This window comes from Rhodosalinus halophilus (assembly GCF_003298775.1).
Lineage (GTDB): Bacteria > Pseudomonadota > Alphaproteobacteria > Rhodobacterales > Rhodobacteraceae > Rhodosalinus > Rhodosalinus halophilus.
This window is the reverse complement of the sequence record NZ_QNTQ01000004.1, coordinates 64003-82027: the sequence shown is the minus strand read 5'-3', so window position 1 is coordinate 82027 and position 18025 is coordinate 64003. Positions and strand designations below refer to the sequence as shown.

Here is an 18025-nt window from a genome sequence, read left to right as displayed (position 1 = left end):
TTCGTACGAAGATCTTTCCGTCCGGTGCGCAGGCGCAGGCGATCTTTCGTACGAAAAATCGCGGCGCGTCAGGCGTCGAGGCCGGCTTCAGCCATCAGCGCCGCCGCGGCCTCTTCCGCAAGCCGCTCGCGGCCCGCGCCCTCCACCGGGACGCGCCCGGGTTCGAGAAAGAGCGGCGCGGCGAGCGGCGTGATGCGCTCCAGCGCCGCGTGGTCGATGCGGCCCGCCACCCGCGCGCACATCTCGCGGACGCGGTCGAAATCGACGAGCCCGCGCATCGCCTCGGTCCGCGTGATCCGCAGCATCAGGTGGTCGGGGTCGTATTTGCGCAGCGTGTCGTAGAGGATATCCGAAGAAAAGGTCGCTTGCTTGCCGGACTTACGCGCGGCCGGCGTATTGCGTTCGATCAGGCCGGCGATAGTCGCCGAAGCGCGGAAGGTCCGCTTCATCACCGCGTTGGAGGCGAGCCAGCGCTCGAGCCCCGCCTCGAGCGCCGCGATGTCGAAGAGCGGCGCGGGGTCGGGCACCGCCTCCAGCCCCCAGATCAGCGTCGCGTAGTCGGTCGAGACGAAGCCCAGAGGATCGAGCCCCATCTCCTCCATCCGTTTGGTGAGCAGGAGCCCCAGTGTCTGCTGTCCGTTGCGGCCCGCGAAGCCGTAGGCGACGAGGTGCTGGCGGCCCTCGTGCGGGAAGGTCTCGATCAGCAGCCGGTCGGGCGCGGGCAGGCGGGAGATGCGGCGCTGCAGAGCCAGCCACTCGGCCGTGTGCGCTGGCAGCTCGGGCCAGGCGTCCTGCCCGAAGAGGCGCAGGATGCGCGCGGAGAGCTGGGTGGAGGTGGCGAATTTCGTGCCGTTGAAAACTGCGATCTTTGGTGTCCTGCGCGGTGAGGGCGAGACCTCGACCGTCAGTTCGCGCAACCCGTCGTAGCGCACGATACGGCCGCCGATCAGGAAGGTGTCGCCGGGACTGAGGGAGGCGGCGAAGCCTTCCTCCACTTCGCCCAGCATCGGCCCGCGGCCGCGCATCCGCACCTTGAGCGTGTCTGTGTCCTGGATCGTGCCGATGTTCATGCGGATGCGCTGCGCCGCGCGCGGGTCGCGCAGGTGCCAGCGCCCTTGCGCATCCTGTTTCAGCCGCTGCCAGCGGTCGTAGGCCCTGAGCGCGTAGCCCCCCGTCGCCGCGAAGTCGAGGCAGGCGTCGAAATCGGCGCGGGTGAGGCCGGCGTAGGGGTCGGCGCGGCGCACCTCGGCGAAAAGATCGTCAGCATGGAAGGGTCCAGCGCAGGCCGCGATCAGGATGTGCTGGCAGAGCACGTCGAGCGGGCCGGGCCCCCGCGGCGCGCCGTCCAGATCGCGTTCGCGCACCGCCTGCAGCGCGGCCTCGCATTCGACCACCTCGAAGCGGTTCGCGGGCACCAGCAGCGCCTTCGACGGCGCGTTGTAGCGGTGGTTCGCGCGCCCGATCCGCTGCACCAGCCGCTTGACGTTCTTGGGCGCGCCAACCTGGATCACCAGGTCCACGTCGCCCCAGTCGATGCCGAGGTCGAGCGAGCCGGTGCAGACCACCGCGCGCAGCGCGCCCGCGGTCATCGCCGCCTCGACGCGTTCACGCTGGCCGCGGTCGAGGCTGCCGTGGTGGATGCCGATGGGCAGCCCATCGTCGTTGGCGAGCCAGAGATTGTGAAAGAAGATCTCGGCCTGCGCGCGCGTGTTGTGGAAGATCAGGGTCGTGCGGTGGGCGCGCACGGCGTCCAGCACCTTCGGAATCGCGTAGGCGCCCCCGCCCCCGGCCCAGGGGGGGGCTGCGCGCGTGCGCATCATGCGGATGTCCGGGTCGGGGCCCGGGTCGGCGGTCAGCACCTCGGCGGGCGCCTCGGCGCGGGCGAGGAAACGGGCGAGCGCCGGGGGATCCTCGACCGTGGCCGACAGCCCCACGCGCCGCAGGCCCGGCGCGAGGCTCTCCAGCCGCGCGAGCGCCAGCATCAGCTGATCGCCGCGCTTCGATTCCGCCAGCGCGTGGATCTCGTCCACGATCACGCGGCGGAGCCCGGCGAAGATGCGCGGCGCGTCCTCGTAGGAGGTCAACAGCGCGAGGCTTTCGGGCGTCGTCAGCAGGATGTGCGGCGGGTCGGCGCGCTGCCGGCGCTTTTTCGTGTAGGAGGTGTCGCCGGTGCGGTCCTCGACGCGGACGGGCAGGCCCATCTCCTCGATGGGCCGGGTGAGGTTGCGCCGGATGTCGGCGGCCAGCGCCTTGAGCGGCGAGACGTAGAGGGTGTGCAGACCCTCATGCGCGCCGTCGGCGAGTTCAGCCAGCGTCGGCAGGAACCCGGCGAGCGTCTTGCCGCCCCCGGTGGGCGCCACGAGCAGAAGCGCGGGCGCGTCTGCGCGCGCGAGCATCTCGGCCTGATGCGGGTGGATCTCCCAGCCGCGGGCGGCGAACCAGTCTGAAAAGCGCGGCGGCAGGGCGGTCATGCGCCTGATGTAGCAGAGGCGCGACCAGAGGGGAGGGGCCCGCGAGCCTCGACAGACGCGAAAGGCGCGCGCAAACTCCCCGTGACACAGCCGGGAGCGGCCGGCCCGATCGCCCGCCCGCTCCATCCAGCAGGGACAGATCGCATGACAGCTTCGCAAGACGCCGCCGCGGGCGCGCAGGCCCGCCTGGCCGGCGTGCTCTATCTGATCATCATCGCCGCGGGGATCTGGAGCGAGGTGGCGGTGCGCGCGGCGCTCATGGTGCCTGGCGATGCCACCGCCACGGGGGCCAACATTCTCGCGGCAGAGGGCGCGGTGCGCCTCAGCCTTGCTGCGGACACGGTCATGGGGCTCGCGGACGCGGGGCTCGCCGTTCTGCTTTTCCTGTTGCTGCGGCCGGTCAGCCTTCCGCTCGCGCTCGCGGCGATGGTCTTCCGGCTGATCCAGAACGCTCTGATCGGGGCCAACCTGCTCAACCAGCAGGCTGCCCTGACGGCCGCCGCCAGCGATCCCGCCCGCGCGGCCGAGGCGCTGGCCCTGCACGCCTTCGGCTACGACCTTGCGCTGATCTTCTTCGGGGTCAGCTGCCTGATGATGGCGGCGCTGATCCTGCGGTCGGGCTGGATACCGCGGCTGATCGGCTACGGCATCGGGGCGGCGGGGCTCGTCTATCTGACCGGCAGCTATTTGCGCATTCTCGCGCCCGGACTTTCGGACAGCTTCGCGCCGGCCTACGCCATCTGCCTGCTGGCCGAGCTGTCCTTCGCGCTCTGGCTGCTCCTTCTCGCGCCTCGGGCGCTACGGCGCCCGTGATCGGCAGCATCGCCGGGCCGTGGTCAGCGATCAGTCGGCCGGTGTGTGCAAGCCGCGGCGCAGCGCCTCGATCTCGGCGGCGAGCCGGGAGGAGGGGGTCGCGCCGGCATCCTCCACCCAGGTCGAGAAACGGGCGAGCAGCGGCAGGAAGGCCGCGATCTCGTCCCGGCTCCAGCCGGACAGGAACTCGCCCAGAAGAAGGAACTTGTAGCTGCGCACGGCGCGGATGAGCTCGAGTCCGCTGTCGGTGAGCTCGACCAGCGTGCGCCGCGCGTCCTGCTGGCTGACCGCGCGGCGCAGAAGCCCCTTGCCGATCAGCGTGCCGACAAGTCGGCTGGCGCGCGACGGATCGATGCCGAGGCGCTGGGCGATGGTCGAGACCATGGTTTCCTGCCCGGGGTCCGCGCCGAACTCCTTCACCGGCGCCCAGACGGCCACCAGAACGTCGAGCTCGGCCTGATCGAGGTCCAGATCGAGAGCACGGATCGCCTGCTGGCCCAGCTCGCGCGTGCGCATCCGCCGCCGCAGCCCCTGAAGGATGGCGTCGATTTCCAGCGCGGCCTCGGTCACTTCGGGGGCGACCCCGGCTTCGGCGAGCTTGCGTTCTATCTCCGTGTCGCGTCCGGCCATGGCGCCTCCGATCACGAATGCATGACGTTGACATGTATTTGCCTGCCGCACATATATGCAGGCGACATGCACCGCTGCCAAGCCCCCGTGTCGCGCGGACGGGTCCGACCAGCGGACGAGACGACGCAGCGAGGACGGGAATGGCGGGGGCCGAGGACGAGCGGGATACGAGCGGTACGGCCGACCGGCCGGTGCGCGTGATCCTCGCCGCGGTGGCCAGTGTCATCTTCCTCGCCTCTCTCGGGCAGACCAGCGTCTCCACGGCGATGCCGGTGATCGCCGCCGATCTCGACGGCGTCGAGCACGTCACATGGCTCATCACTGCCTATCTCATGGCCTCGACGGTGGCCGCGCCGATCGCCGGCAAGCTTGGCGATCTCTATGGCCGCAAGCGGATTCTCGAGGCGGGAATCCTGCTGTTCCTGACTGGCTCCGTGATCGGCGGGCTGGCGCAGGGCATGACGGCGGTGGCAGCCGCCCGCGCGGTGCAGGGGCTGGGCGCGGGCGCGCTGATCGTGGTCTCGATGGCGGTCGTGGGCGATGTCCTGCCCGCCCGCGATCGGGGAAAGGCGCAGGGCCTCGTCGCCGGGATCTTCGGCATCTCGACGGTGATCGGGCCGCTGATCGGCGGCTTTCTGGTGGACAAGCTGAACTGGCACTGGATCTTCTTCGCCAATCTTCCGGTGGGAATCGCGGCCTTCGCCGTGCTCACGGTTGCCCTGCCGCGATCCGCGCCCGGCGCGCGCAAGGTGGTGGATTACGCCGGCGCGGCGGCCCTCGCCACGATGCTCGCGGCGGTGGTGCTGATCGTGAACCTCGGCGGGGTCACGCTGCCCTGGCGGTCGGGCGGGATGGCGGCGCTCGTGGCGCTGGCCGCCCTTGGCGTCGTGGCCTTCGTGCGCGCCGAACGCCGCGCGCGGGATCCGGTGCTCCCGCTCAGCCTTTTCGGCAACCGCAACTTCGTGGTGGTGAATGGTGCGGGCCTCCTCGTGGGCATCGCCATGTTCGGCACGATCACCTTCACGCCGATCTACCTTCAGGTCGTCCAGGGCGTGAGCCCGACCGGCTCGGGCCTGTTCCTGGTGGCGATGATGGCGGGACTGATCTCCGCCTCGCTGGGCTCGGGGCAGGTGATGAGCCGGACGGGCCGCTACAGGCTGTTGCCGATCCTCTCCACCCTGGCCCTGACTGGCGGCATGCTGCTGCTCTCGACACTCTCGGCGGATACGCCGCTCTGGCGTGTCGCGGTCTATCTGCTCGTGGTCGGCCTGGGAATCGGGCCGGTGCTCAGCATCGGGATCGCCGCGGTGCAGAACTCGATCCCCGTGTCGCTGCTCGGCGTCGGCACCGCCTCGGTCAACATGTTCCGCATGATCGGCGGCGCAGTCGGCACGGCGGGGCTCGGCGCGCTCTTCGCCGCGGGGCTCGTCGCCGCGCTGGGGCCCGAGGCGGGCAGGCTGTCACTTGGCGCGGGCGCGGTGGCGGAGATGGCGCCGGCGGCGCGGGACGCGCTCGCCGACGGTTATGCGCAGGCGATCGCCCCGGTCTATGCCGCCGGCGCCGTGACGGCCTTTGCCGCCTTTCTCGTCTTCACGCAGATGCGCGAGGTGCCGCTCGGGGCGCGCCCCGAGGCGCCCGCCCCCGCTCCGGCGGAATAGGTCACTTCACGATCGCCTCGTCTCGGACGAACATGTTGGCCCAGGCACGGTCGATGAGATCGGGGCGCATCTGATAGGGGATGCCCTCGAAGTTGCAGATCGAGATGATCTGGTCGATCAGGAACACCGGCTGGTAGTTCGCATAGACGTTGTCGATCGTCGGATACTTTTCCTGCAACAGATAGATGAGCGAGTCCTCGTCCAGCGGCAGCTTCTTCTTGCGCGCCACGAGCGCGAAGATCTTGAGGAAGTTCTCCTGATCCGGGCCGTCCACCTTGATTTTGAAGAAGATTCGGCGCAGCGCCGCCTGGTCGAAGATCTCGTTGGGGTGGAAGTTGGTCGAGAAGATCACGAGCGTGTCGAAGGGCACCTCGAATTTCTCGCCGGACTGCAGCGCGAGGATGTCCTTGGATTCCTCCAGCGGCACGATCCAGCGGTTGATAAGCGCCTGCGGCGGCTCCTTCTGGCGGCCGAGGTCGTCCACGATGAAGATGCCGCCCGTCGCCTTGAGCTGAAGCGGTGCCTGATAGGTGCGCGCGGTCGGGTTGTAGACGAGATCGAGCATCGAGAGCGTCAGTTCGCCGCCCGTGATGACGGTGGGGCGCTCGCAGCGGACATAGCGGGTGTCGAAGGTGCGCCGGCGCCGCAGCGAGTGGGGGTCGTCCACCTCTTCCTCTGCCTTGGAATGCACGATCGGGTCGTAGACCGTGATGACCTGCCCCGAGTACTCGATGGCGCGGGGGACGTAGATCTTGTCGCCGAGCGCATCGCGGATCCCGTTCGAGATCGAGCTCTTGCCGTTGCCCGGGGGGCCATACATGAGGATCGACCGGCCCGAGCTCACCGCCGGGCCGAGGTGATCGAGCAGATCTTCGGGCAGAACCAGATGACCCATCGCGTTGACGAGCTGCGCGCGGGTGATCTGGATATTGCGGATCGACTGACGCTCGACCTGTTCGCGGTAAACCTGCAGCGGCACGGGCATTGCGCCGAAATACTCGGATTGCGCAAGGGCATCGAGCGCGCGCGCCTTGCCCGCGTCGGTCAGCTGGTAGCCCATTTCGTTCGCGGCATTGGCGCTGAGCGTCCCGGTCGCCTCGAGAAACTTCTGGCTGCGCGCGATGTCGACGAGTTCCTGCGTGACGTTGATCGGCAGGCAGACGGCGCGCGCGATGTCGCTCACGAGATCGAGGTTCTTGCGGAACATCGTCTTGAGCAGGATGTCCCGCATCATCACGATCGGCAGCTGCATCTCCTCGAGGCCCTTGGGGGGCGGCGGGGCCGTGACGGTGGGGGGCGCTTCCATGTTCATTTCGGGTCTCCCTCGGTGCCGACGCGCACGCGCGCAGTCTGCCGCGCGCGCCGTACCTTCGGCGGGGCGGGAGTGTGGCGATTTCGCGGCATTTCGGCCCCGCGATCAGGCCCCGTGCAGCGCGCCGAGCGCGAGGTAGGCGATCAGCGTCGGGCCGAGGGCCAGGCCCATGGGAAAATCGCGCTCGCGTTCCCAGCTCGCCCAGTCGGGGGCGAGGCCGCGCAGCGGCGTCGCGCGCGCGAGGCGGTGCGCGGCGAAGGCCGCCAGCAACACGGCGGCGAACAGCGCCATGAGCGTCACCACGTCCCCCGGCGCGACGAAGGGCGCGGCGGCAGCGAGGAACTTCGCATCGCCCGCGCCGAGCGCGCCGGCCGCATTCAGCACGATGCCGGCGACAAGCACGCCGGCGAGCTGCGCCAGCCGCCAGGGGTATTCCGACAGCGGAAGCGCCCAGAGACCGACCACCACGAAGATCGCGGCCAGCGCCAGATTCGCGGTGTTGGGGATCTTCATGGTGGTGAGATCGGCCCAGGCCACATAGAGGCACACCGGCGCCGCGAACGGCAGGAACCAGAGCGCCGCGTTCGCCGCGATCTCCATTCCGGCTGTCAGCTCTCTAGCGCGGCGAGGCTGCGCGCCGCGGGTTCGAAGTGCTGCGGATGCGTCTCGAGCGCGTCGCGGAAAAGGCCCTTGCCCGTCTCCACGTCGCCGCGCTTGATCGCGGCGAGCCCGAGCGTGTGCAGCAGCTGCGCACGCTCGACCTGCGAAAGCGGGATCACCGGCAGGCTGTAGTTGCCCTGCGCGCCGCGCGCCATGACCAGGTTGTTCTTTGCGGTGAAGAGGTCGGGATCCTGCTGGATCGCCTGGCCGAAGAGCCGCTCTGCCTCGCTGTAGTCGCCCCGGGTGAGCTTGGAGAAGCCCCAGTTGTTGAGCACGCCCGCGGGCTGCGTGGTCAGCCCGAGCGCGGTTTCGTAGAAGCTGTCGGCGCGCTCCCATTCCTCGTTGGCGTCGGCGACCATCGCCTCGAGCCTGTAACGGCGGAAGGTCTCGTGCGTGGGCGGGATCGCGTCGAGCGTGGCTTCGGCACGCTCCCAGTCGCCCGTGCGGATCAGCGCGTCGGCCAGCGCGACCCGGTCGGCGTCCGTCGCTTCTTCGTGGCTGGTGACCTGCGTCCAGGCGGGCACGGCTTCTGTCGTGCGGCCCGCGCGAACCAGCGAGGTCGCCAGCCCGCGCATCAGGTCGATACGGTCAGGCTGCTGGCCGCTCGCGCGCTTGAAGTAATTCACCGCCTCGTTGGGGTCCGCGGAGGTCAGCATCACCTCGTTGAGATTGGTTTCGTCCACGACGTTGATGCCCGCGAGCGCGCGATCGACCTCGTTGCCGCCGCGGATCGCGTTGCAGCCCGAAAGCGCGACGGCGCCGGCCGCGCAGAGGGCCACGAATACAGGATGGCGCATGTGCCTGCGTCCCTTGCTGCTCTTGCCTCTCACGGCACGCGGCGGATCAGGTATTCGGACGACCCGCGGCGCACCAGCTTGTAATCTTGTTCTGATCGCCGATCATACGCGGTTTTTTCCATTTTATCGAGAGCAAGGCGAAGATTGTCTCGAATTGCGTCGCTTTGGCCATTGTCGAGCGCATAGGCCTTGCGGAAGATCTGCGCCGCCTCGGCCGTCTTGCCGCGTTCCATCAGCACCACGCCGAGATTGTTCCAGACCTCGGGCCAGGCCTCGCCGGTGTCCGTGGCGCGGCGCAGCAGGTCTTCTGCCTGGTTGAGCCGCCCGAGGCCGATGTTGGCCGTGCCCAGAGCGCTCAGGGTCTCTGCGGTCAGGCCCTCTTGGGCGGCCGCGCGCTGAAACGCCTCGAGCGCGAGTTCGTATTCGCCGGCCTCCATCAGGCGATGGCCGACGACGAGACCGTCCACCGCCTCGCCCGCCGGGTCGATCGGCGGAGCGTAGGGACCCTCCGGTCGGGGCTCCCCGGCACATCCTGCGAGCGCGAGCAGGCTCGCAGCGACGATCGCCAGGCGCGCGCGTGACATCCGCGCTCGTCCCTCCCTCCGGTGTCCTAAGACAGGCCTCAGTTGCCGGCCAATTCACCGAGCTTGCCGATGCTCACGGCCGACGGTCCGACGAGGATGATCAGCAAGGGCGGCACCGTCAACATCATCGTGGTCAGCGTCATCTTGGTGGGCAGCTTGTTGGCGGCCTCCTCGGCACGCATGACACGCTTGTCGCGCATCTCTCCTGCGTAGACCCGGAGCGCGTCGGAGATCGAGGTGCCGAAGGTCTGGCTCTGGATCAGGACGGTGACGAAGCTCGACACGTCCTGCACGCCGCAGCGCTCGCCCATGTCGTCGAGCACGGCGGCCTTGTCCTTGCCGGCCTTCATCTCGTGGCTCACGATCTCGAACTCGTCGGCGAGCGAGGGAGCAGAGGCGCGCAACTCCTTGGCGACGCGCATGATCGCCTGGTTCAGCGACTGGCCGGCCTCGACGCAGACAAGAAGCATGTCGAGCGCATCCGGGAAGCTGAGCGTGATCTCTTCCTTCCGGGTCTCGACGCGGCGGGTGATCCAGTACTTGGGAAGGAAATAGCCCGCGGCGCCGGGGCCGAGAATGAAGCCCACCTGCTGCTGGGCCGAAAGCGAGTCCGGCCCGGCGATCAGAAAGACGTAGGTCAGGCCGATGGCGAGCCCCAAAAGGCCCAGCGCCATCTGCGCGAAGTGAAAGATGCGCACCGCCTCGCGCGAACGATAGCCCGCCTGAAGCATCTTCAGCCGCATCTCGGACATTTCCTTGGCGTCCTGCGGCTCGAGGAAGTTGGCGTATTTCTTCAGCCGCTCGGAGCGCTCGCGCTGGCGCAGGGCGGCCTGGCCGTCCGCGCGGCGGGGCCGGCCGCCGGCGGTCTCCTCCTTGAGCTTTTCCAGCGGATCCTTCTGCGCCTTGAGCAGGAAGGGCAGGGTGAGAAGCACGAAGAACAGGCCCACGACACCGAGGGCGATGGCCGGCCCCATCGGCCCCAGCATGTCCGTCAGCATCATGTCGAGAATGGCGAGCATCTCCATCGGCGGGACTCCTCAGACCTTGATGTTCACGAGCGCCCGCATCACGATGAGGTTCGCGATGAGGAACAGGCCGACGACGAAACAGGCGGGGACGAACCAGGGGTGGTCCATCACCTCGTCGTAGTAGTTCGGATCGAGGATGTTGATCCCGATGAGCGCCACGATCGGAAATCCGGACAGGAATTTCCCCGACCACTGAGCCTCGGCGGTGATCGCCTTGACCCTGCGGAACAGACGGAAGCGGGCCCTGATGACCCGGGCGAGACCGGCGAGGATCTCGGCCAGGTTGCCGCCCGACTGCTGCTGGATGGTCACGGCCACGGCCAGGAAGCGCAGATCCTGCATGTCGAGCCGGTCGGCCATGTGCTTGAGCGCCTCGCCCACGTCGCGGCCATAGGTCGCCTCGTCCGCGATGACGCCGAACTCGGTCGCGAGCGGATCCTTGATCTCCTTCGACACGATCGACAGGGCCGACGAGAAGGGGTGCCCGACGCGGAGCGACCGCACCATCAGCTCCACCGCGTCGGGGAGCTGCTCCTCGATCATCGCGAGGCGCTTCTTGGCCTTGCCGTTCACCCAGAAATAGACGCCGCCCACGCCCATCGTGACCGAGGTCACGATGCGGACGGCGAACCCGGTCTCGGTGGCGACCGACAGGCCGAAGAAGGCCATCGTCGATAGCGCCACCATGACCATGATGAGTTGGTTGGGCGTGAAGGCGATGGCGGCTTTCTGCGCCTTGTCCGCGAGGATCGAATAGAGCGGGATGGACCGCGAGCGCATGTGCTGGTCCATCTCCTTGCGGAGCGTGGCGAGGACCTCCTCGCGGCGACTGCCGCCCTGGAGCATTTCCAGCCGACGGTTCACGCGATTGTTCAGGCTGATCGACTTGCCGAAGATCGTGAGGTAGATGCCTTCCACAAGCACGAGGACGGCGACGAAGATGGCGCCGTAGATCAGCGGTTCTGCCGAGATTTCCATGCGATCACTCCGCTGCGACGGGGTCGAAGATGGTGGGCGGAAGATCGTAGCCCCACTGGCGGAAGCGCTCGGCGTAGTGGCTGCGCACGCCGGTCGCCGTGAAGTGGCCGATGATCTTGCCTTCGGGCGTCAGGCCCACCCGCTGATAGCGGAACACCTCCTGCATCGAGATCACCTCGCCCTCCATGCCGGTGACCTCGGTGATCGAGACCATGCGGCGCGAGCCGTCCTGCAGGCGGCTGGCCTGCACGATCAGGTTCACGGCGCTCGCGATCTGGCTGCGCACCGCCTTGAGCGGCATCTCGATGCCGGCCATGGCGATCATGTTCTCGAGGCGCGAGACCGCGTCACGCGCGTTGTTGGCGTGGATCGTGGTCATCGAGCCGTCGTGGCCGGTGTTCATGGCCTGCAGCATGTCGATGACCTCTTCGCCGCGGGTCTCGCCGACGATGATGCGGTCGGGCCGCATCCGGAGCGCGTTCTTGAGACAGTCGCGCTGCGTCACCGCGCCCTTGCCTTCCACGTTCGGCGGGCGGCTCTCCATCCGGCCCACGTGGGTCTGCTGAAGCTGAAGCTCCGCCGTGTCTTCGATGGTGAGGATGCGCTCGTCGTCGGCGATGAACGAGGAGAGGGCGTTGAGCGTGGTCGTCTTGCCCGAGCCCGTGCCGCCGGAGACGATCACGTTCAGCCGGCAGGCCACGGCGGCCTGCAGATAGGCCGCCATCTCTTCGGTGAAGGCGCCGAACCTGACCAGGTCGTCGATTCCGAGCTTTTCCTTCTTGAACTTCCGGATCGAGACGAGGCTGCCGTCCACCGCGATGGGCGGTACCATCGCGTTGAAGCGCGACCCGTCGGCGAGGCGCGCGTCCACGTAGGGGTTCGACTCGTCCACGCGCCGGCCCACCGCACTCACGATCTTGTCGATGATGCGCAGAAGGTGGCGCTCGTCCTTGAAGGTGACGTCCGAAAGCTCGAGGCGGCCGTTGCGTTCCACGAAGATCTGCTGCGGGCCGTTGACCAGGATGTCGTTGACGCTGTCGTCCTGGAGGAGCGTCTCGAGCGGGCCGAGGCCGCGGACCTCGTCATAGAGCTCCTGGTTGAGGGTCGTGCGGTCCTCGCGGTTGAGGACGATGCCCTTCTCCTGCAGCACCTCCGAGGCGATGTCGTTGATTTCGGCGCGCAGATCCGCCTCGGTCGCGTGTTCAAGCGCGGCGAGGTTGAGGTTTTCGAGGAGCGCGCGGTGCAGGTCCAGCTTGATCTCGGCAAGCCGCTCCTTGCGCTTCTTCTCCTTGTCGGCGGGCGCGGCCTGCGCGCTCCGCTTGGGCATCGGCTTGCGCATCACGGCCGGCTGCTCGAGCGGCCGGACGTTCGACTCCTGCGCGTCCGGCGCGGTCGTCTCGCGGGGCCGGGCCGGTTCGTTGGCGACTGATTTCTTGTAGCGCGAGAACATCGGCCTCCTCCTCAGGCTGCCTCGGCCGTGTTGCGGCCTAGGTCGTAGAGGGATTGTGCGAGTTTGGCGATGTCGCGCCGCAGGCCGTTCTTGGATGCCGAGACGGCCAGCGGCGTGCCATGATCGCAGGACTGGGTGACCTGCCTGCCACCGTCGGAGAGCTGGAGCTCGATCGAGATGCCGAGCGACTCGGCCATGCGCTTGATCCGCGCCTTGCCGTTCAGGTCGGTGAAGCGCGGCGCGCGGTTGAGTGCGAAGCGCAGCTTCTCGAAGGGCAGTTCTTCGGCCTGAAGTGCCCGCTTGAGGCGCAGGGTGTTCTGAGCCGAGCGCATCTCGAGTTCGATGAGCGAGAAATAGACATGCGCGGCGGTGAGCACCGTCTCGGTCCACTGGACGACCGTGCCGGGCATGTCCACGATGACGAAATCGAAATGCCGGGCCGCCATGTCCAGCAGCCGCTCGACGTCCTGCGGCCCGATCAGATCGAGCGGCACGAGATCGGCGGGAGAGGTCAGCACCTGCAGCTTGTCCTCGTAGGACATCAGCGCCTGGCCGAAGACCTCGTCGTCCATGGCTTCCGTGTCCGTCAGCATCTCGAGCACCGCCTCGCGGCGGGGCAGGTCGAGATAGGTGGCGACGGAGCCGTACTGGAGGTCCAGATCCAGCACGCAGACGCGCGGCGAGTCCTCCTTAACCACCGTTGCAAGCTCCCAGGCGAGATTGACCGCGAAGGTCGTCGCGCCGACGCCGCCGGCAAGGCCCTGCACGGCGAGGATCACGCCGTCGCCGTCACCCTTTCGGGACAGCTTGCCGCCCGCGCCTTCGCTCTTCGGCGCCGCGGGGGGCTGGCGCAGCCGCTTGATCGCGGCGGAAAGCTCACCTTCGGGGAGAGGGTAGGGCACGAATTCGTCCGCACCCTGGCGCAGCAGCTGATGCAGCGCGGCCGGCGTGACGTCCTCGGCGATCAGGATCACCTTGATGCCTCGGGCGGAGGCTGCGGCGATAACCTCGCCCAGCAGCGGCAGCGTCTCCTCGTCCTCGCCGTCGATCGCCATCGCCACGAACTCGAGCGCGCCGGCCTCCGGCTGGTTGAAGAAGGTCAATGCCTCGGAGAACCCGAGATCCCCCCAGCTTTCGCCGAGAGTCGCTTCCATGTCCTCGATAAGCAGATCGAACTCCTGCACGTCGCGGCTGATGGTGCAGGCCACGATGGGTGCGGATTCGGTTTGCAGACTCGCCGTACTCGTCATCGCCTCACGTCCTGTGCCATTGGGCTGCCGCAGCGCGGCAACCGGTCCGGCGGCGAGGCCGGCGACTCAAGTCGCCGCCTCGGTGCCACTAGGCGAAGGTCGTTGAAAACTTGGGCGAGATTAGGGCCGAAAGATCGTATTTATGCGGTCTGCGTTGACGATCCCGGGCACGCGCCGCTCACTGTTCCGTGGCGAAGTCGCTGCCCTGGATGCCCGAGAGCGTGCTGGCCGGCACGGCGCTCGCGACGTATTCGCGGTAGATCACTTCGGCATAGCGTCCGTCGAGCACCGTGGGATGACGCTCGTAGAACCCCGAGACCTCCGTCACGGTCCGGCGGTTGCGGCGTTCGCGTCCCTCGGTGACGATCAGCGGCTGGGTCTCGCCGTAGGAAACCACGGCCTCGAGCCGGTCGCGGCTGATGCCCTGGCGCGCGAAGTAGTCCACCACCGCATGGGCCCGGCGCAGGCCGAGACGGTAGTTGTAGCTGTCCGATCCCACGAGATCGGTATGCCCGTAGACGCGGAACCGCAGCTCGGGGAACTGCCGGATGAAATCCGCCTGCCGCGCCAGCGTGGCGCGCGCCTCGGGCCCGAGTTGGGCGCTGTCGAATGCGAAATTCACCGTCGTCTCGACGGAAGCCGCGAACTTTCGGGCCAGGCCGTTGATGCACTGTTTCTCGCCCGTCATGCACTGCGTGTTGTGCATGGTGGCATTGCCGAAATCCCCATCCGCGTCGACCGCGGAGCCGGCCTCGCCGTAGAAGGGGGAGTGTTGGCTGGGCGCGCAGGCGGCAAGCAGGCCGGCGGCGAGCCCGAGACAGGCGAGCGGGGCGAACGGTTTCGGCATCACGTCTCTCCTGTCCTTCAGTCCATCACGTAGCCATAGGAGCCCGAGAAATCCTGCCGTGCCACTTCGCCGGCGGCGCCTTGCGACGGGCGATCGCTGCTCGAGACCCTGCCGTTGAGGAAGAGATCCCGTTCGGAGGGCGGGCGGACACGGTCGGTCGGCAGGGCCAGCGCCTCGCCGCGCGTCGGCGTCACGAGGTGCGGCGTCACGATGATGACGAGTTCCGATTGCGAGCGCTGATATTCCGCGCTCCGGAACAGCGCGCCCAGCACCGGGATGTCGCCCAGCCACGGAACCTGCCCGGACAGGTCGCGGAAGTCGTCCTGCAGCAGCCCCGCGATCGCGAAGCTCTCGCCGTCGCGCATCTCGACCGTGGTCGAGGTCTCGCGCCGGCTGAAGGCGTCGATGCGGAAGGCGTCGAGCTGGAAGCCGTTGGAGGGGTCGATGGAGGACACCGCCGCTTCCAGTTCGAGATTGATCAGGTCGTCGTCCACGACCCTCGGCACGAAATTCAGCTCTACGCCGAAGGGCTTGAACTCGACCGTGACGGTGCCGCCCTCCTGAGAGACGGGAACCGGATACTCGCCACCGGCGAGAAAGCGCGCCTCCTGGCCCGACAGGGCGGTCAGGTTCGGCTCGGCCAGCGTGCGCACCATCCCCTTGGATTCCAGCGCCTCGAGCAGCACGCCCACCTCGACCGCGCCGACGTCGAAGCCCAGAAGCAGCGCGCCGTTGTTTTCCGTCGTGGCGGGAAGGTTCCCGTTGAGCAGCGACTGCTGCGCGCCACCGGGGGCGCCGGCGTTGGTCCCCGACTGCACGCCCAGGTCGCCGCCAAGCGCAGAGCCCCCGAGCGCGAGCGAGGTGCCCAGCGACTTGGAGACCGAACGCTGCATCTCGGCGAAACGCACCTTGAGCATCACCTGCTGCACGCCTGCGACGCTCATCAGGTTCGAGACGCGCTCGGGCGCGTAGCGCTCAGCAAGGTCGAGCGCGCGTTGCATCTTCTGCGTCGAGGACACCGTGCCGGAGAGCACGATGCCGTCGTTGGCGGTGCGCACCTCGATGTTTTCGCCGGGCAGGATCTGGCGCAGCCGCTCCTTGAACTCGGTGACATCGGCGGCGACGCGGACCTCGACGTTCGTGATGAGCTGACCGGTCGCGTCGAGCAGGGTCAGCGTGGTGATGCCCGGCGCCCGGCCCAGCACGTAGATCGTGCGATCCGAAAGCGACGAGATGTCCGCGATCTGCGGATTGGCGATGGAGAGCTCCGCGAAGGGTTCCTCGCTTTCGACCACGACGGCGCGGTTCATCGGCACGTTCAGGGTCGCCGAGGTCCCGGAGGTCACGACGCGTACATCGTTGGCGGCGGCCATGTGTGGCGGCTGCGCCACCACGGCGGCCAGCCCCAGCAGGGCGGCACGGAGGGTTCGCTCGATTGTCATGTGACCTGCCTCTCGATCACGGGATAGGGCGGATCTGAAGCCCGCTTTCGCCCCAAGGTGGAACAGTTGATGATTTATTGCAAGAATCAATGCCTTTCGCGCGGCGATTGATGTGGACAAAGCGCAACATGCCAGGTCGCGCATGCCGGCGCCGTCCGGGCGATCTGGTCTCCCGGACGGCGCCAACGTTTTGAAGCCGTTCAGTTTGTGCAGGGAATCTCGATCGTCACCACCTCGCTGCCGCGGCGCGTGCGGATGGTGCACTCCTCTTCCTCGGGCGCGGCCTTGGGCGCTTCGGGCTCGGGAGAAATGCCCAGCAGGCGCATCTGATCGACCTGTACCGCCTCGGCGACCGTATCGTCGTTCGCGCCCACGAGCGAGAGCGACAGCCGGCCGGTGGACTGCGCCTGTGCGAGCGCGGCGACCTGCTGCGGGCTTGCGGCCACGGTGACAGTTCGCGCGATGGTGGTGCCGGCAAGGTCGCTGCCGTCGGCCTTCTGATCCACCGCGACAAGTTCCACGCCGCTCTCGATCAGCTTGGTGACCTCGCCGCGGTCCACGCGGCCGGTCCAGTAGACGTCGACCCGGTCACCGGGCCGCAGGAAGCCCGACACGCCGGAGGCGACATCGACCTTGATCGCGAAGGCGCGCATTCCCGGCGCAAGCCGCGTCGTGAGCCCGGCCGGCTCGCCCGGTTCGGTGACCTTCACGGCGAGGATCGGTTCGTGCTTTTCCATGGTGCGCAGCACCACGCGCGGGCCGTCATCGGCAAACAGCGCGGCCTCTTCGGCGAGGAAGGCACCCTCGGGCACCGCTTCCTTCGGCCATTTCACCGCGCGGACATCCGCCTCGGCGAGGCGCTCGCCATACTTGAGCTGCCGCGTGGCGACGAACAGCTCGGTCAGTGGCACAGCCGGGGGGCGCTCGGCCTGTTCGGCGGCGAGCGCGGCCTGATAGCCGTCGATGTAGTTCTTGACCATGTAGACCGCCCCGCCCGCGAGCGCGAGGCCGATCATCAGGACCAGGCCGAATACGATACGCATGTCGCCATCCTCGTTTTCTCTGCCGTCAGAAGCGCGATGCGCCTCATCGTGCTGCGTCTTCGATCAATTGCTAACCGTAATGGCGGATTGTGTCGTTTTCGGGGAAATCCGGCGGCATTCAGGATCGAGTGCGGCGAACGGGACTGGCCGCGTCCGGATGCCGTGCGGGAAGCCCCGATGAAAGGGCAGCAGTGATTTTGCCGGGGAATCCGCCCTGAGCCGTGGGCGCGTGACATGGCCGTTCGTTGGCGTCCACGCGAGCGGAGCGGTGGGCGTCGCGTCAGGAGTCGCCCTGCGCCTCTATGGTAGCCGCAGTGTCGTTGAAGACGGTTTCGGCTTCAGGCGCGAGCGCGGCGAAACCGGCGACGGCGATCGCGACAACCGCGCCTGTCAGGATGACCCAGTCGATCGTCACGGCGCCGTCGTCCCGGCGAAGGAATTTCCTGAAGATCCTGTGCATTGGTGACATCTCCGGGGGCAGCGCGGGTCTGGCTCGACGGGCCAGACCGCAGGCGGGCCGGAGCCGAAGCTCCGGCCCGTTTTGGTCCCGGCGGCGCCGGGACGTGGCCCGATGGGGCCGGCCTGGCTTACGGCGTCGAGCCGCCGCTGGTCGCGGCGTCGCCTGCGCCGGTGATCTCGGTACCCACTGCGGTGGTGAGCGTATCCGTGGAGGTGCCGATGGCGCTCATCGCGGCGATGGCCAGGCCCACGACGGCCGCGGTCAGCACGACCCAGTCCACCGTGACGGCGCCGTCTTCGTCCTTGCGGAAGTTCTTGATGAAGTTGATCATGGTTCTGTCTCCGTAACTCAGTTGCTCAGCTCAACCGCTCCGGTGCGTCGCTTTCCGGCCTCTCTCTCCGGCACGTCCCGTCTCGGTATGGGCAGATATAGCCAGCGGAATGGGGCACAATTTTGGCGCGAATGGTTCGATTTCAGCTTGCGTTAAGTTTTTCGCCGGGAAGTCGCCAAAATATTGAAAACGTGGTATAAAAAATTCATTTCGCCAGTTTTGGGTCGCTCCTGCGTAGACAGCTGCTGCCAGCGTGCGGCGACTGTGCTAG

General features: G+C 67.8%; 17 protein-coding genes. 2 read left to right on the top strand and 15 right to left on the bottom strand.

What is annotated here, in order from left to right; translation table 11 throughout:
- Window positions 1-68: 68 nt before the first annotated feature.
- On the bottom strand, window positions 69-2471 hold the full coding sequence (locus DRV85_RS03970; RefSeq protein ID WP_113288150.1) for a ligase-associated DNA damage response DEXH box helicase: 2403 nt from the start codon (window positions 2469-2471) through the stop codon (window positions 69-71).
- A gap of 144 nt (window positions 2472-2615) precedes the next feature.
- Between DRV85_RS03970 and DRV85_RS03965 the strand changes: the two genes are divergently transcribed.
- Entirely contained in the window at window positions 2616-3284 is a 669-nt protein-coding gene (locus DRV85_RS03965; RefSeq protein WP_113288149.1) for a DUF4386 domain-containing protein, read from the top strand.
- 30 nt (window positions 3285-3314) lie between these two features.
- On the opposite strand, the gene DRV85_RS03960 is transcribed toward DRV85_RS03965, so the two are convergent.
- Entirely contained in the window at window positions 3315-3914 is a 600-nt protein-coding gene (locus DRV85_RS03960) for a MarR family winged helix-turn-helix transcriptional regulator (protein ID WP_113288148.1), read from the bottom strand.
- Between the two features lie 140 nt (window positions 3915-4054).
- Here DRV85_RS03960 and DRV85_RS03955 point away from each other — a divergent pair, with 140 nt between their 5' ends.
- Window positions 4055-5572 (top strand): MDR family MFS transporter, encoded by a 1518-nt coding sequence (locus tag DRV85_RS03955; RefSeq protein WP_113288147.1) that lies wholly within the window; start codon window positions 4055-4057, stop codon window positions 5570-5572.
- Window position 5573: 1 nt separating this feature from the next.
- Here DRV85_RS03955 and DRV85_RS03950 read toward each other — a convergent pair whose 3' ends face one another.
- The 13 genes from DRV85_RS03950 to DRV85_RS03890 all read right to left on the bottom strand — a co-directional run bounded on the left by DRV85_RS03950 (window position 5574) and on the right by DRV85_RS03890 (window position 17754).
- Window positions 5574-6884 carry a P-loop NTPase family protein gene (locus DRV85_RS03950; RefSeq protein WP_113288146.1) on the bottom strand — a complete coding sequence of 437 codons (1311 nt, stop codon included), beginning with the start codon at window positions 6882-6884 and terminating at the stop codon, window positions 5574-5576.
- A 105-nt stretch (window positions 6885-6989) separates the two neighbouring features.
- Window positions 6990-7484: a prepilin peptidase gene (locus tag DRV85_RS03945; RefSeq protein ID WP_113288145.1), complete on the bottom strand. Its 495-nt coding sequence runs from the start codon at window positions 7482-7484 to the stop codon at window positions 6990-6992.
- Between the two features lie 8 nt (window positions 7485-7492).
- Complete coding sequence (locus tag DRV85_RS03940) at window positions 7493-8341, bottom strand: tetratricopeptide repeat protein (RefSeq protein ID WP_113288144.1); 849 nt, start codon at window positions 8339-8341, stop codon at window positions 7493-7495.
- A 29-nt stretch (window positions 8342-8370) separates the two neighbouring features.
- Window positions 8371-8925, bottom strand: a complete 555-nt coding sequence (locus DRV85_RS03935) for a tetratricopeptide repeat protein (protein ID WP_113288143.1) — start codon at window positions 8923-8925, stop codon at window positions 8371-8373.
- 38 nt (window positions 8926-8963) lie between these two features.
- Window positions 8964-9950, bottom strand: a complete 987-nt coding sequence (locus DRV85_RS03930) for a type II secretion system F family protein (protein ID WP_113288142.1) — start codon at window positions 9948-9950, stop codon at window positions 8964-8966.
- A gap of 12 nt (window positions 9951-9962) precedes the next feature.
- Entirely contained in the window at window positions 9963-10931 is a 969-nt protein-coding gene (locus DRV85_RS03925) for a type II secretion system F family protein (RefSeq protein ID WP_113288141.1), read from the bottom strand.
- Between the two features lie 4 nt (window positions 10932-10935).
- Complete coding sequence (locus DRV85_RS03920) at window positions 10936-12381, bottom strand: TadA family conjugal transfer-associated ATPase (protein WP_113288140.1); 1446 nt, start codon at window positions 12379-12381, stop codon at window positions 10936-10938.
- An 11-nt stretch (window positions 12382-12392) separates the two neighbouring features.
- Window positions 12393-13631: a CpaE/TadZ family protein gene (locus tag DRV85_RS03915; protein ID WP_113288139.1), complete on the bottom strand. Its 1239-nt coding sequence runs from the start codon at window positions 13629-13631 to the stop codon at window positions 12393-12395.
- 178 nt (window positions 13632-13809) lie between these two features.
- A complete protein-coding gene (locus DRV85_RS03910; protein ID WP_113288138.1) occupies window positions 13810-14478 on the bottom strand; it encodes an OmpA family protein in 669 nt (222 codons plus the stop codon).
- A 17-nt stretch (window positions 14479-14495) separates the two neighbouring features.
- Window positions 14496-15920: a type II and III secretion system protein family protein gene (locus tag DRV85_RS03905; protein ID WP_113288137.1), complete on the bottom strand. Its 1425-nt coding sequence runs from the start codon at window positions 15918-15920 to the stop codon at window positions 14496-14498.
- 200 nt (window positions 15921-16120) lie between these two features.
- Entirely contained in the window at window positions 16121-16963 is an 843-nt protein-coding gene (gene cpaB, locus DRV85_RS03900) for a Flp pilus assembly protein CpaB (RefSeq protein WP_113288136.1), read from the bottom strand.
- Between the two features lie 280 nt (window positions 16964-17243).
- Window positions 17244-17423, bottom strand: a complete 180-nt coding sequence (locus DRV85_RS03895) for a Flp family type IVb pilin (RefSeq protein WP_113288135.1) — start codon at window positions 17421-17423, stop codon at window positions 17244-17246.
- A 127-nt stretch (window positions 17424-17550) separates the two neighbouring features.
- Window positions 17551-17754: a Flp family type IVb pilin gene (locus DRV85_RS03890; RefSeq protein ID WP_113288134.1), complete on the bottom strand. Its 204-nt coding sequence runs from the start codon at window positions 17752-17754 to the stop codon at window positions 17551-17553.
- Between the last annotated feature and the right edge of the window lie 271 nt (window positions 17755-18025).

Excerpts from the sequence above, each read along its gene's own strand:
- DRV85_RS03935 (WP_113288143.1), bottom strand. The coding sequence starts at position 8,925 with ATGTCACGCGCGCGCCTGGCGATCGTCGCTGCGAGCCTGCTCGCGCTC.
- DRV85_RS03915 (WP_113288139.1), bottom strand. The coding sequence starts at position 13,631 with ATGACGAGTACGGCGAGTCTGCAAACCGAATCCGCACCCATCGTGGCC.
- DRV85_RS03950 (WP_113288146.1), bottom strand. The coding sequence starts at position 6,884 with ATGAACATGGAAGCGCCCCCCACCGTCACGGCCCCGCCGCCCCCCAAG.
- DRV85_RS03925 (WP_113288141.1), bottom strand. The coding sequence starts at position 10,931 with ATGGAAATCTCGGCAGAACCGCTGATCTACGGCGCCATCTTCGTCGCC.
- DRV85_RS03905 (WP_113288137.1), bottom strand. The coding sequence starts at position 15,920 with ATGACAATCGAGCGAACCCTCCGTGCCGCCCTGCTGGGGCTGGCCGCC.
- DRV85_RS03890 (WP_113288134.1), bottom strand. The coding sequence starts at position 17,754 with ATGATCAACTTCATCAAGAACTTCCGCAAGGACGAAGACGGCGCCGTC.
- DRV85_RS03970 (WP_113288150.1), bottom strand. The coding sequence starts at position 2,471 with ATGACCGCCCTGCCGCCGCGCTTTTCAGACTGGTTCGCCGCCCGCGGC.
- DRV85_RS03920 (WP_113288140.1), bottom strand. The coding sequence starts at position 12,381 with ATGTTCTCGCGCTACAAGAAATCAGTCGCCAACGAACCGGCCCGGCCC.
- DRV85_RS03910 (WP_113288138.1), bottom strand. The coding sequence starts at position 14,478 with ATGCCGAAACCGTTCGCCCCGCTCGCCTGTCTCGGGCTCGCCGCCGGC.
- DRV85_RS03895 (WP_113288135.1), bottom strand. The coding sequence starts at position 17,423 with ATGCACAGGATCTTCAGGAAATTCCTTCGCCGGGACGACGGCGCCGTG.
- DRV85_RS03940 (WP_113288144.1), bottom strand. The coding sequence starts at position 8,341 with ATGCGCCATCCTGTATTCGTGGCCCTCTGCGCGGCCGGCGCCGTCGCG.
- DRV85_RS03955 (WP_113288147.1), top strand. The coding sequence starts at position 4,055 with ATGGCGGGGGCCGAGGACGAGCGGGATACGAGCGGTACGGCCGACCGG.
- DRV85_RS03960 (WP_113288148.1), bottom strand. The coding sequence starts at position 3,914 with ATGGCCGGACGCGACACGGAGATAGAACGCAAGCTCGCCGAAGCCGGG.
- DRV85_RS03965 (WP_113288149.1), top strand. The coding sequence starts at position 2,616 with ATGACAGCTTCGCAAGACGCCGCCGCGGGCGCGCAGGCCCGCCTGGCC.
- cpaB (WP_113288136.1), bottom strand. The coding sequence starts at position 16,963 with ATGCGTATCGTATTCGGCCTGGTCCTGATGATCGGCCTCGCGCTCGCG.
- DRV85_RS03945 (WP_113288145.1), bottom strand. The coding sequence starts at position 7,484 with ATGGAGATCGCGGCGAACGCGGCGCTCTGGTTCCTGCCGTTCGCGGCG.
- DRV85_RS03930 (WP_113288142.1), bottom strand. The coding sequence starts at position 9,950 with ATGGAGATGCTCGCCATTCTCGACATGATGCTGACGGACATGCTGGGG.